At 70.5% G+C, this 13,030-nt stretch carries 12 protein-coding genes; 9 read left to right on the top strand and 3 right to left on the bottom strand.

Translation table 11 applies throughout. The annotated features are described in order from the left end of the window. Nucleotides 1-66: 66 nt before the first annotated feature. Nucleotides 67-216, bottom strand: coding sequence for a hypothetical protein (locus tag ACZ6BB_RS33120; RefSeq protein WP_471618800.1), 150 nt, complete (start codon nucleotides 214-216; stop codon nucleotides 67-69). A 105-nt stretch (nucleotides 217-321) separates the two neighbouring features. On the opposite strand from ACZ6BB_RS33120, the gene ACZ6BB_RS33115 reads away from it, so the two are divergent. The 8 genes from ACZ6BB_RS33115 to galK all read left to right on the top strand — a co-directional run bounded on the left by ACZ6BB_RS33115 (nucleotide 322) and on the right by galK (nucleotide 10,987). After that, nucleotides 322-774, top strand: a complete 453-nt coding sequence (locus tag ACZ6BB_RS33115) for a hypothetical protein (RefSeq protein WP_471618799.1) — start codon at nucleotides 322-324, stop codon at nucleotides 772-774. 703 nt (nucleotides 775-1,477) lie between these two features. Beyond that, entirely contained in the window at nucleotides 1,478-1,996 is a 519-nt protein-coding gene (locus tag ACZ6BB_RS33110) for a GntR family transcriptional regulator (RefSeq protein WP_471618798.1), read from the top strand. Further along, nucleotides 1,993-2,940, top strand: a complete 948-nt coding sequence (locus ACZ6BB_RS33105) for an ABC transporter ATP-binding protein (RefSeq protein ID WP_471618797.1) — start codon at nucleotides 1,993-1,995, stop codon at nucleotides 2,938-2,940. The genes ACZ6BB_RS33110 and ACZ6BB_RS33105 overlap by 4 nt, the downstream gene beginning before the upstream one ends. After that, nucleotides 2,937-3,956, top strand: a complete 1,020-nt coding sequence (locus ACZ6BB_RS33100; RefSeq protein WP_471618796.1) for an ABC transporter — start codon at nucleotides 2,937-2,939, stop codon at nucleotides 3,954-3,956. The genes ACZ6BB_RS33105 and ACZ6BB_RS33100 overlap by 4 nt, the downstream gene beginning before the upstream one ends. A gap of 94 nt (nucleotides 3,957-4,050) precedes the next feature. Continuing rightward, on the top strand, nucleotides 4,051-7,434 hold the full coding sequence (locus tag ACZ6BB_RS33095) for a S8 family serine peptidase (RefSeq protein WP_471618840.1): 3,384 nt from the start codon (nucleotides 4,051-4,053) through the stop codon (nucleotides 7,432-7,434). Between the two features lie 271 nt (nucleotides 7,435-7,705). Continuing rightward, nucleotides 7,706-8,767 carry a galactose-1-phosphate uridylyltransferase gene (gene galT, locus ACZ6BB_RS33090; RefSeq protein WP_471618795.1) on the top strand — a complete coding sequence of 354 codons (1,062 nt, stop codon included), beginning with the start codon at nucleotides 7,706-7,708 and terminating at the stop codon, nucleotides 8,765-8,767. Then, a complete protein-coding gene (gene galE, locus ACZ6BB_RS33085; protein WP_471618794.1) occupies nucleotides 8,764-9,726 on the top strand; it encodes a UDP-glucose 4-epimerase GalE in 963 nt (320 codons plus the stop codon). The genes galT and galE overlap by 4 nt, the downstream gene beginning before the upstream one ends. Nucleotides 9,727-9,826: 100 nt before the next feature. Continuing rightward, a complete protein-coding gene (gene galK, locus ACZ6BB_RS33080) occupies nucleotides 9,827-10,987 on the top strand; it encodes a galactokinase (protein WP_471618793.1) in 1,161 nt (386 codons plus the stop codon). Between the two features lie 2 nt (nucleotides 10,988-10,989). Here galK and ACZ6BB_RS33075 read toward each other — a convergent pair whose 3' ends face one another. Further along, complete coding sequence (locus ACZ6BB_RS33075; protein ID WP_471618792.1) at nucleotides 10,990-11,433, bottom strand: GNAT family N-acetyltransferase; 444 nt, start codon at nucleotides 11,431-11,433, stop codon at nucleotides 10,990-10,992. A gap of 261 nt (nucleotides 11,434-11,694) precedes the next feature. Between ACZ6BB_RS33075 and ACZ6BB_RS33070 the strand changes: the two genes are divergently transcribed. After that, a complete protein-coding gene (locus ACZ6BB_RS33070) occupies nucleotides 11,695-12,471 on the top strand; it encodes a LuxR C-terminal-related transcriptional regulator (protein ID WP_471618791.1) in 777 nt (258 codons plus the stop codon). Here ACZ6BB_RS33070 and ACZ6BB_RS33065 read toward each other — a convergent pair. Beyond that, nucleotides 12,430-12,927: a MarR family winged helix-turn-helix transcriptional regulator gene (locus ACZ6BB_RS33065; RefSeq protein WP_013003018.1), complete on the bottom strand. Its 498-nt coding sequence runs from the start codon at nucleotides 12,925-12,927 to the stop codon at nucleotides 12,430-12,432. The two genes, ACZ6BB_RS33070 and ACZ6BB_RS33065, sit on opposite strands and share 42 nt — an antisense overlap. Nucleotides 12,928-13,030 lie beyond the last annotated feature (103 nt).

Below are 13,030 nucleotides of genomic sequence, written 5' to 3'. Positions count from 1 at the left end.
TTGAGCATCCCGACAGAAAGGAGGTCCGATGGTCAGCTCGCCGCACGAGGCGCTGCATCAGATCTGTCAGAAGGACACCGAGGGCATGATCCGCAGCTTCCGGAGGCTGTTCCACGTGCCGTTCCCGGAGCCTCGCTCGATCTCCGTCGTCAACACGGACCTGACGGAGATCGCTCCGGTGGAGCGCCGGGTGGACAGTTTGGTACGCGTGGACACCGACGAGGGCGCCTTCTTGCTGGTTCTGAATCACAGGGGAGGAAGGACGAGCGGAAGCGGGGCAGCTGGCCGTACTACCTCGCCTATCTCCACGAGAAGTACCGCGTGGAGCCGGTGCTGATCGTCATGACCCAGAACCGCTCCACCGCCAAGTGGGCTGCTCAGCCCATTCGGTTCGGTCTGCCGGACTGGGCCTCGCTGGTTGTACGGCCACTCGTCCTCGGGCCGGACAACGTGCCGGTGTTCGCCGAACTGGTCGAGTCGGGCTTGGTGGATGACCAGGCGAAGAAGATGTGGAAGGCACTCATGATGCCGGTGAACTACTTCTTCAAGAACCCGGTCGCGGTGAAGCTGCGAGAGGAGGGTCGGGTCGAGGAACGAATCGCGGAGCGGATCGCCGGCGTCCTGCGCACGCTCGACCGGCGTCACATCGACGTACCCGACTCCGTCCGGCAGAGGGTACGCAACTGCACCGACCCCGACCGCCTCCAGATCTGGGTGGACCGCGCCTACGACGTCACCGACGCCGCCGAACTGTTCGACGACGACCAAGCCTGACCCGGCTGGCGTCTTCGCGCACTGGTGCGTCCCGGTCGTGGGCGAACCAGCGGCAGTGAGAGACGCAAGGGGTCGGCGCCCGTGCGGCAGGTCGTCGACGACGTCGGTCAGGCCTGATCCCGGGTTTCGCGTGCATTCCACCACGGCCTCGGAGACATCGGGGGAGCTTGCCCGCTCCACCTTGACGGTGAGGTTCGACGTGTGGTTCGTGGGCTTGCCCTCCTCGCCGTAGTCCTTGCCTTCCTCGGTGCCTTCGATGCTCCCGAGGGCGACGAGCTCCGAGCGCTCGGCGATCGCGGGAGTGATCAGCCATGACCCCAACCTCGAACCCGCACGAGGGGGTTAGGGCGAGTCCGGCCCTCGTCTCCGTGAGGTGTCGGCCGTAGCCACGCCAGAAAGCCTCCAGCCCCCACGTCCCTCGACCGCCCGCATCCACATCCAGCGGGTGCTGGTCGTGTGGTGCGAACGGGGCGTGGTGTCGTGCCTGGTCGGCCGGCGCGCGCCTGACGGCCGGTCGCGGACCTCGAACCGTCCCCCACGAGGCAGGGGAGCGGACTCCCTGAACATCCGCCGGTCCCTTCCGGCGGTGACCCCGCCGCGGCAACGCGCTCCCTCACTCACCCACCCACCGGCGCCCCGACCTGTGGGCTTTGACAGGTTCGCGATCGGTACTCCATCATCATTTCACTAGTCGACTAGTGGAATGGTGGTGAAGGGGTTGGAGTTCCGCATCGACAGGCGGAGCGGGGTCGCCGCCTACCAGCAGATCGTCCAGCAGACCAAGCAGGCGCTGCGGCTCGGCGTACTCGGGCCCGGCGACCAGTTGCCCACGGCCAAGGCGGTCGCGGAGACCTCCGCGGTCAACCCCAACACCACGCTCAAGGCGTACCGCGAGCTGGAGCGGGAGGGGCTGGTCGAAGCACGGCCGGGACTGGGGACGTTCGTGCGTCAGTCGCTGGCTCGTCCGCAGGCGGCGGTGGATTCGCTGTTGCGCGGCGAGCTGGGGAGCTGGATGGACCGGGCCCGCGAAGCGGGTCTTGAGCAGGACGACGTGACCGCTCTGGTCACTTCGGTGATGGAGGAGCGGTACGCCGGGACCGGGCCTGCCGCCGAGCACGCGGGACCGGCGGGACCGGCGGGACCGGAAGGAACGACAGAACCGGCAGGAACCGCAGGAACCGCAGGAACCACAGGAACCACGGGGACAAGGGGACACGCATGACGAGCTACGAAACGGGCTACGGGGGGCCGGCGGACACGTCCGCGATAGAGGCCCGCGGGATAGGCCGGAAGTACCGCCGGGGCTGGGCGCTGCGGGACTGCTCCTTCCGGCTGCCGGCCGGGCGGATCTGCGGTCTGGTCGGTCCCAACGGGGCCGGCAAGACCACGCTGATGGCCATCGCCGCCAACCTGCTGGAGCCGACCACGGGCACTCTGCGCGTGTTCGGCGCGGCCCCGGAGTCCGCGGAGGCCACTCGGCGTACCGCGTTCCTCGCCCAGGAGAAGCCCCTGTTCCGGCGCTTCACCGTCGCCGAGACCCTGCGGATGGGGCGAGAACTGAACCCCGGTTGGGACCAGCGGGCCGCCGAGGACATCGTCCGCGCGGGCAATGTGCCCTTCGACGCGAAGATCGGCACACTCTCCGGCGGCCAGCGCACCCGGGTGGCCTTCGCCGTCTCCTTCGGCAAGCGCCCCGACCTGCTGCTCCTCGACGAGCCGATGTCCGATCTCGACCCGCTGGTCCGCCACGAGCTGATGGGCACCCTGCTGGCCGAGGCCGCCGAGCGCGGCACCACCGTACTGATGTCCACCCACATGCTCGCCGAGCTGGAGAACACCTGCGACTACCTGCTGGTCATCGCGGGCGGCGGGCTGCGCCTGGCCGGTGAGGTCGACGAACTCCGCACCTCCCACGCCGTGCTGACCGGGGCCCGGTCCGACGGGCGGACGCCCCCGGAGCTGGCGTACCACACCGTGGTCGAGACCCGCACCAGCGGACGGCAGTTCACCTCACTGATACGCCCCGACGGGCCGGTCACCGGCGGCCCGTGGGAGGCGAGCACCCCGAACCTGGAGGAGCTTCTGCTCGCCTATCTGCGCTCGCCCGAAGCCCCGCCGCTGATCAGCCCCAGTTCCTACGTCGCCCCGCAGGCGGTGGCGGCATGAGCACGATGACCAGCACCGGCGGCGCCGGCAGCACCCTCTCGGACTCGGCCCGCGGCGGAACCGGCCGTGGCCGCGGCCTCCGGCTCAGCGGCATGAACTGGCTCGTCTGGCGTCAGCACCGCGCCGCCTACTGGACGCTGCTGGCCGCCACCGCGATCACCGTGGCGTTGATCGTCTACCAACGCCAGCAAATGATCACGTACCTCGACGGGTACGGCTACCCCGACCTCAAGTCCGGCTGGGAAACCAAGTACGACCAGGATCCGCTCAACATGGCCGCCATGGTGCTCGGGTTCGTCCCCGTCCTGATCGGTGTCTTCGTCGGTGCGCCCCTGCTCGCCGGTGACCTGGAGACCGGCACCGCCAAGCTGGTCACCGCGCAGTCCGTCAGTCGCGTTCGCTGGATCGCCACCAAGCTCGGGGTGACCGCGCTCGTGGTCGTGGTGTGCACCATGGCGCTCTCCGCCGCGTTCACCTGGTGGTGGTCGCCCATCAAGACGTCGTCGTACTTCATGAGTTGGGCCGACGGTTCCGCCTTCGACAACACCGGACCCGTGCCCGTGGCGCTCACCCTGCTCACCGTCGTCGGTGGCGTGGCGATCGGCATGCTGCTGCGCAGGACCCTGCTGTCCATGGTCGTCACCCTGGGCTTCGCCGTCGCGCTGCAGGTGGTCTGGTCGTACTTCCGGATGTCCCTCGGGAACGTCATCACGGTCACCACCCACAACGGTGTCGGGGACAACTCCACGCCGAACGTGCCCGAGGGCGCCTACCAGCTGGACGAGTTCTACCTCACCGCCTCCGGCGACCTCATCGGCTGGGGCAGCTGTGTCGAGCCGACGGAGAAGGCCCGCGAGGCCTGCCTGGACAAGGCGCAGGTCGTCGGCTGGTCGGTCGACTACATCCCGATCTCCCAGATGTCCGCCATGCAGTGGCTCGGCGCCTCGATCCTGCTGGCCCTGACCGCCGGCATCGCGGCGTTCGTCATCCTCTGGGGTCGCAAGCGCCTCGTCTGACCGTCCGGCCAGGCGCCTCGTCCGACCCGATCCTCCGGCGGTCTTCCGCCCTCCACGCGGCCGAGCGGCCACCGTGTCGCTCGGCCGCGCCCTGATGCTGCCCCGAGCCGGCGAGCACATCGCCATGAACCATGTCGAAAGGCCCAAGTTGAAGTCGCACAAGCGCAGGAAACGCGTGGTCACCACCGTCCCGTTGGCGGCCGCCCTGGCGGCGGCGCTCGGCGCCGGACTGCTGATGAGCACGTCCGACAGTGCCGAGGCCGCCCGGTCGGGGCCCCCGGCCGGCGCCCCCGCAAGGACCGTCACCCTCGTCACCGGCGACAAGGTGACCCTCGACGCCAAGGGCAAGGTCACCGGCGTGGCGGCCGCGGAGGGCCGCGAGGGGATGGCCTTCCGTGTCCAGCAGGCCGAGAGCCACGCGTACGTCCTGCCGCGTGACGCCGAACCGCTGATCGCGAACGGGACCGCCGACCGGCGGCTGTTCGACGTGACGCGACTGGTGAGTTCGCGCTACGACGACGCCCGCCGCTCCGACCTGCCGCTGATCGTCACCTACGACAAGGGCACGTCCCTGTCGGCGAGCACGTTCCGCGGTGCGGGCGCGACCGTCCGGCGGGATCTGCCGAGCATCAACGGTGACGCCGTACGCGCCCGTAAGTCCGAGGGCTCCGCGCTGTGGGAGACCCTCACCAGCGCGACCGGCTCCGCGAAGGTCAGGAAGATCTGGCTGGACGGCAAGGTCAGGGCGACCCTGGACAAGAGCGTGCCGCAGATCGGCGCGCCCGCCGCGCACACGGCGGGATTCGACGGCAAGGGCGTCGAGGTCGCCGTCCTCGACTCCGGTGTCGACGCCACGCACCCGGACCTGAAGGACCGTATCGACGCGGTGAAGAACTTCTCCGCCGCCGCGGACACCGTCGACCGAGCGGGGCACGGCACGCACGTGGCCTCGACGATCGCGGGCTCCGGGGCCGCGTCTCCCGCGGGCGCGAAGTACGCGGGCGTCGCGCCCGGCGCCCGGCTCCTGGTCGGCAAGGTGCTCGACGACTCCGGCGAGGGCGACGACTCCGGCGTCATCGCGGGGATGCAGTGGGCCGTCGCGCAGGGCGCCAAGGTCGTCAACATGAGCCTGGGCGGCACCGACACCCTCGGCATCGACCCCGTCGAGCAGGCCGTCAACGACCTGTCGGCCAGTTCCGGCGCCCTGTTCGTCATAGCCGCCGGCAACGAGGGCCCGGGAGAGGGCACCATCGGCACCCCCGGCAGCGCGGCCGCCGCACTCACCGTCGGCGCGGTCGACCGCCGGGACGCCATCGCCGAGTTCTCCAGCCGCGGCCCCACGGCCGACGGCTTCCTCAAGCCCGACGTCACCGCCCCGGGCGTGGACATCGTCGCCGCCAAGGCCGCTGCGGGCTTCATGGGCGACCCCGCCGCCGACGGCTATGTCTCCATGAGCGGTACGTCGATGGCGACCCCCCATGTGGCGGGCGCCGCGGCGATCCTGGCGCAGCGGCACCCGGACTGGACGGGCCGGCAGATCAAGGCCGCCCTCACCGCCTCCGCGAAGCCGGCCGCCGCCACCTCCGCGTACATCCAGGGCACCGGCCGGGTGGACGTCGCCAGGGCGGTCACCCAGCAGCTCACCAGCAGTCCGACCGCGCTGGGCTTCGGGACACAGGCGTACCCCCACACGGACGACCAGCCGGTCACCAAGGACGTCACCTACCGCAACGCGGGCACCGAGCCGGTCACCCTCGACCTGGCCACCGAGGCCTACGGCAACGACGGAAAGCCTGCGGCCGAAGGGCTGTTCACCGTCTCGCCGCAGCGCCTCACCGTCCCGGCGGGCGGTGAGGCGAGCGCCACCGTGACCACCGACACCCGCGTGGGAACGGCCGAAGGCAGCTTCGGCGGCTCGCTGACCGCCACCACCGCCGACGGCACGACGACCGCGCGCACCTCCCTCGGCGTGGTCCGCGAGGTCGAGTCGTACGACCTGACCATCAAGCACCTCGGCCTCAAGGGCAAGGCCCTCGGCGACGCCTCGACGAATATCTACGGCCTGGACAACGACATCTGGACGGAGGCGTCCGACGAGAAGGACGGCGAGGTCACCATCCGTCTTCCGAAGGGGCGTTACGCCCTGGAAGGCATGCTCCGCACCGCCGGCACCGGCGGGGCCGTGCTGCTGTACCCGAAGTTCGCGCTGACCAAGGACACGACCCTGGTCATGGACGCCCGGAAGACGAAGCCCGTCAAGATCACCGTGCCGGACGGCGCGGCCAAGCCGGCGGGCGCGATGTTCTTCTTCCACGTCGACGTCAACGACAAGCCGTACACCTCTGTGTACGACGTCCGCTCCTTCGGCAGCATCCGCGTCGGACAGCTCGGTGCCCCGGAGCCTGCCGCCGAGGTGTCCGCGATGTACCACGGCATCTGGACCCACAAGTCCGTCAACTACCGGCTGGCCTGGAACCGTACGGGTGATCTGTCCGGCTTCACCAAGAACGTCAAGCGCGCCCAGCTCACCAAGGTCAAGGTCGTCGTCGGTGCGCCCGTCAAGGGCAAGACCACGACCATCGCCGCCGCACCGCTGATGTACGGCGGCTTCTACAACCAGCACTCGACCGCGGGCCGTCTGCCGCTGACCGGCACCGACTACGTGCTGCCCAACGGAATCAAGTGGTTCTACCAGGCCAGCCAGTACGGCGCCCCCGACGCCGAGGGCGAGCCGACGTGGGAGAGCACGCAGGCCGGCGTCCCCAGGGCGTACGCGGCGGGCAAGGACCACACCCAGCGCTTCAACATCGGCGTCTTCGGCCCGACCCTCCCCTCGGGCCCGCTCTCGTCCGTCCTCGACCGGCCCGAAGCGGTACGCGTCGGCGACACCTTCACGGCGTACGTCCCGCTGTTCTCCGACGGCGTCGGCAACCTGGGGACCTCCGACCACACCAAGGCCAGGAGCTCGCTCCACGCCGACGGCCGGAAGATCTTCGCCGTGAACGACGCGCTCAACGGCGACGCGTACACGGTTCCCGCGGGCAAGCGCACCTACAAGCTCGCCGTGGACGTCTCCCGTGCTCCGGCACAGTCCGCGGTCAGCACGCGGACGACCGCCACCTGGACCTTCACCTCGGCGCACGTCTCCGGTGAGACCCCCGAGCGGCTCCCGCTGACGGTCGTCCGCTACACGCCCAAGCTGTCGACGGCCAGTACCGCCGAGGCCGGTACGACCCTCACCGTGCCGTTCGCCCTCCAGGGCGCGGCCACCAAGGTCGGCACGCTGCGCAAGCTGGCCTTCACCGTCTCCTACGACGACGGCAGGACCTGGAAGAAGGCCACCGCCGTGAACGGCAAGCTGCTCAAGCTGCGCAGCCCCGCCGAGCCCGGCCCCGTCTCCCTTCGCGTCGCCCTCACCGACGCCGACGGCAACACCCTGACCCAGACCGTCCACCGCGCCTACCGCACCACCAAGTAGCACGACGGACCACGCAGTTGGCCCCCGCCGGACGACCGGCGGGGGCCAACCGCGTTGCGCCGGGACCGGCGGTCGGGTCGGCGACGGAGCCGTCGGCGAGGATCTCGCCGGCGCTCGTGCTCACCGATCGCCGACCACGATGCCGATAGTTGAGATCTGGTGATCTTTGTTTGTTTGTGATGGTGACGAGCGTCGGAACTTGTGCTTTGATGTGTTCGGTTCTGTTTGATGGATTACTGGCGTGATGGCGGTATCGGATGGGGAGTCCGGCGTGAAGAAGACCTCGACCCGGCTGGCCGACGGTCGTGAGCTGATCTACTACGACCTGCGCGACGACACGGTCCGCGACGCGGTGGACAAGCGACCCCTGGACCGCACCGTCACCACTTCGGAGGTGCGCCGGGACCCGCTGCTCGGCGACTCGGTCGCGATCGCCTCGCACCGGCAGGGCCGCATCTACCACCCCCCGGCGAACGAATGTCCGCTCTGCCCCTCCCAGGGCGACCGGCTCAGCGAGATCCCGGACTCGTCGTACGACGCCGTCGTCTTCGAGAACCGCTTCCCGTCGCTGGCCGGCGACTCCGGCCGCTGCGAGGTCGTCTGCTTCACCTCGGACCACAACGCCTCCTTCGCCGACCTGACCGACGAGCAGGCCCGTCTCGTCCTGGACGCGTGGACGGACCGCACGGCGGAGCTGTCGCACCTGCCTGCCGTCGAGCAGGTGTTCTGCTTCGAGAACCGCGGCGCCGAGATCGGCGTGACCCTGGGGCACCCGCACGGGCAGATCTACGCGTACCCCTTCACCACACCCCGCACCGCGCTGATGCTGCGCTCCCTCGCGGCCCACAAGGACGCCACCGGCGGCGAGAACCTCTTCGACACCGTCCTGCAGAGCGAGCTGGCGGGCGAGCGGGTGGTCCTGGAGACCGAGCACTGGGCCGCCTTCGTGCCGTACGCGGCGCACTGGCCGTACGAGGTCCACCTGTACCCCAAGCGCCGCGTGCCCGACCTGCTCGCGCTCGACGAGGACGCCCGCACAGAATTCCCCCAGGTCTATCTGGAACTCTTGAGGCGCTTCGACCGGATCTTCGGCGAGGGTGAGCCTCCGACCCCGTACATCGCGGCCTGGCACCAGGCCCCGTTCGGCACGCTGGAGGAATTCGAGGGCGTCCAGCGCGAGGACTTCGCGCTCCACCTCGAGCTTTTCACCATCCGCCGCACCTCCGGCAAGCTGAAGTTCCTCGCGGGTTCCGAATCCGGCATGAACGTGTTCATCAACGACGTGCCGCCGGAGCGCGCGGCCGAGCGACTGCGAGAGGTAGCGAGTTCATGAGCGGCAAGTACCTGGTCACCGGTGGCGCGGGCTATGTCGGCAGCGTGGTCGCCCAGCATCTGCTGGAGGCGGGCCACGAGGTCGTCGTCCTCGACAACCTCTCGACCGGCTTCCGCGAAGGCGTGCCCGCCGGCGCGTCCTTCATCGAGGGCGACATCCGCGACGCCGCCAAGTGGCTCGACGGCACGTTCGACGCCGTGCTGCACTTCGCCGCGTTCTCGCAGGTCGGCGAGTCCGTGGTGAAGCCCGAGAAGTACTGGGACAACAACGTCGGCGGCACCATGGCACTGCTCGCCGCGATGCGCGAGGCGGGCGTGCGCAAGCTGGTCTTCTCCTCCACGGCCGCCACCTACGGCGAGCCGGAGACCACCCCGATCGTCGAGTCCGCGCCCACCAGGCCGACCAACCCCTACGGCGCCTCCAAGCTCGCCGTCGACCACATGATCACCGGCGAGGCCGCCGCCCACGGCCTGGGCGCCGTCTCGCTGCGCTACTTCAACGTGGCCGGCGCCTACGGCACCTGCGGCGAGCGCCACGACCCCGAGTCGCACCTCATCCCGCTGGTGCTCCAGGTCGCCCAGGGCCGCCGGGACGCGATCTCCGTCTTCGGCGACGACTACCCGACCGCCGACGGCACCTGCATCCGCGACTACATCCACGTCGCCGACCTCGCCGACGCCCACCTGCTGGCGCTGGACGCCGCGCGACCGGGCGAGCACCTCATCTGCAACCTCGGCAACGGCAACGGCTTCTCGGTGCGGGAAGTGATCGAGACCGTCCGCCGGGTCACCGGCCACCCGGTCCCCGAGGTCGTCGCCCCGCGCCGCGCCGGCGACCCGGCGACCCTGGTCGCCTCCGCCGACACGGCCCGCGAACGCCTCGGCTGGAACCCCTCCCGCGCGGACCTCGCCGGGATCGTCGCGGACGCGTGGCAGTTCGCGCAGGCGCACGCCGAATAGGGCGGGACCGCCCAGCGGGCGCCAAGTAGTGTGCCGGCCCGGCCAGTTCACATGGTCGAGCCGGTTCGTCGGTCGAGTACGGAAAGGTCAGGGTCAGGGGATGAGCGAGGCTGTCGTCGTCGCCGAGCGGTTCGAGGAGCTGTACGGGGCCGAGCCGGAGGGAGTGTGGGCCGCGCCGGGCCGGGTGAACCTCATCGGCGAGCACACCGACTACAACGACGGCTTCGTCATGCCCTTCGCCCTCCCGCACACCACGATCGCGGCGGTGTCCCGGCGCACGGACGGCCTGCTGCGCCTGCACTCCGACGACGTCGAGGGCGGCGTGGTCGAGCTGACCCTCGACGGGCTGACCCCGGAGGCCGACCGCGCCTGGACGGCGTACCCGTCGGGAGTCGTCTGGGCCCTGCGCGAGGCCGGCCACACCGCCGTCACCGGCGCCGACATCCACCTCACCTCGACGGTCCCGACGGGCGCGGGCCTGTCCTCCTCGGCGGCCCTGGAAGTGGTCGTCGCCCTCGCCCTCAACGACCTCTACGCCCTCGGCCTCAAGGGCTGGCAGCTGGCCCGCGTGTGCCAGCGCGCGGAGAACGTCTACGTCGGCGCCCCCACCGGGATCATGGACCAGACCGCCTCCGCCTGCTGCGAGAGCGGCCACGCCCTGTTCCTCGACACCCGTGACCTCTCCCAGCGGCAGATCCCCTTCGACCTGGCCGCCGAGGGCATGCGGCTCCTCGTCGTCGACACCCAGGTCAAGCACTCCCACAGCGAGGGCGAGTACGGCAAGCGCCGCGCCGGCTGCGAGAAGGGTGCCGCCCTGCTCGGCGTCGACGCGCTGCGGGACGTCGCCTACGACGAGCTGGACGCGGCCCTCGACCGTCTCGGCGACGAGGAGGAGGTCCGCCGCCTGGTCCGCCACGTGGTGACGGAGGACCAGCGCGTCGAACGGGTGATCTCCCTGCTGGAGTCGGGCGAGACCCGGGCGATCGGCCCCGTCCTCGTCGAGGGCCACGCCTCGCTGCGCGACGACTTCCGCATCTCCTGCCCCGAACTGGACCTCGTCGTCGACACGGCGCTGGGCGCGGGCGCACTCGGCGCCCGGATGACCGGCGGCGGCTTCGGCGGCTCCGCGATCGTCCTCGTCGAGGAGAACGACGCGGACGCGGTCACGAAGTCGGTCGAGGAGGCCTTCGCCGCGGCCGGCTTCACCGCCCCCCGGGTCTTCGCGGCGGTGCCTTCGGCGGGGGCCCGACGGCTCTCCTGATCTCAGCCGATCCTTTTCGTCAGCGTGTACTCGGTGATCCCCGGCGGATAGTCGGGGATCACGCACACCACTTCGTAGCCGAGCCGTTTGTAGAACTCCGGGGCCTGGAAGTCCCAGGTCTCCAGGCGGACGGAGCGGCAGGCCCGGTCGCGGGCGGCCGTCCGTTCGGCCGTCGCCAGCAGCCGCGAGCCGAGCCCCTCGCCCCGGTGGCGTTCGTCGACCCACAGATAGGTGACGTGCAGCCAGGTGGCCCAGGTGTGGCCGACCAGGCCGCCGGCGATCTCGCCCGCCCCGTCCAGGGCCCACACCTGGAGCGGGGACTCGCGTTCACCGGGGGTGCCGCGCAGCTCGCGGAGGATCGGCGAGGCGGCCGTGTTACTGGCGCGGAGCCGGGAAAGCAGTAATTGGCTTCGTTCTCTGTCGACTTCTGTCTCGATACGAAACATGTGGCACACCCTAGACGTGCCGGACAATCAGTTCTGCAAATTACCTTCCGCTCCTGCCGCCCGGCCTTACTCTGATGAACAGTGCCGGTGGGGGCCGGTGCTGATCAGGGGGCGAGACAGTCGGGTACGACGCCCGGAGTGGGGGTAGCGGTTCAGCACGGCGGCGGCCGTGCGGTTGCGACGCCCCGTCCCAGGTGTACACCGGGGCACGCTTCGGGCGCCGTACTGGCGCCGGTCGTCCCCCGACCAGTGGGGGTTTCAGTGGTGCGCATCCGAGTACTGGTCGTCGACGACCACCGTATCTTCGCCGAGTCGCTCGCCGCGGCCCTGGCCGCCGAGCCGGACGTCGACGTGTCCGCGGCGGGCAGCGGCCCCGCCGCGCTGCGCTGTCTGGACCGCGCGGCGGCCGAGGGACGCAGGTTCGACGTGCTCCTGGTCGACGCCGACCTGGGAGCCCACGTCCCCGGCACGCGTCCGGCAGCCGTGCCCGTGGCCGTCTCGGACGGCGGCGAGGACGGACTCGTGGACGGCATATCGCTCGTCGCGGGCGTGCGTTCGGGCCAGCCGAGCGTACGGATCGTCGTCCTCGCCGAGAAGGACGATCCGCGCCGGGCCGCGCTGGCCCTCCAGGCGGGCGCCTCCGGGTGGGTCGCCAAGGACTGCTCGCTGTCCCGGCTGCTCACGGTCATCCGGGGCGTGCTGCGGGACGAGACACATCTGCCGCCCGCGCTGCTCACGGGCGTCCTGCGGGAGTTGACGGCCGCGCGCAAGCACCGCACGGAGAGTGAGCGGCTCGTCGAATCCCTCACCCCGCGTGAACGGGAAGTGTTGCGGTGCATGGTGGCGGGGCTGGGGCGCAAGGCCGTCGCCGAGCGCCTGTTCCTCTCCCCGCACACCGTCCGCACCCATATGCAGAACGTCCTCGGCAAGCTGGGCGTCCACTCCACGCTCGCCGCCGTCGCGCTCGCGCGCCGGGCGGGGGTCGGGCCGGCGGACCTAGCCGGGGATGTTGTCGAACGGGGCGGTCAACTGGCGTAGCAGGCCCGCCAGGTCGCCCCGCTGGGCGCGGGACAGCTCGGCCAGGATCGCCCGTTCCTGGTCGAGGAGCCCGGCGAGTGCCTGGTCGGCGCGGTCCCGGCCCTCGTCCGTGAGCCGTACGAGCACGCCCCGACGGTCACTGGGGTCGGGCAGCCGCTCGACCAGGCCCTTCTTCGTCAGCCGGTCGATCCGGTTCGTCATCGTGCCCGACGTCACGAGCGTCTGCGTCAGCAGCTGGCCGGGCGAGAGCTGATACGGGTCCCCCGCACGCCTCAGCGCGGTCAGCACGTCGAACTCCCACGGCTCCAGCTGGTGCTCGGCGAATGCCAGCCGGCGTGCGCGGTCCAGGTGCCGGGCGAGTCTGCTCACCCGGCTGAGTACTTCCAGCGGCTCCACGTCGAGGTCGGGGCGCTCCCGGCGCCACGCTGCGACCAGCCGATCGACCTCGTCCTCCATGACGATCAGTGTAGTGGTTGTGTCGACATGAAGTCTCTTGAGATCGAGATAGTTAGGGTCAAGTCTCTTGACTTCGAGATAGTTCGCCGTGAGAGTGAAGACA

It is taken from the genome of Streptomyces sp. NPDC041108, assembly GCF_055592645.1.
The sequence above is the reverse complement of the archived record's forward strand: the minus strand, read 5'-3'. Positions and strand labels throughout refer to the sequence as shown.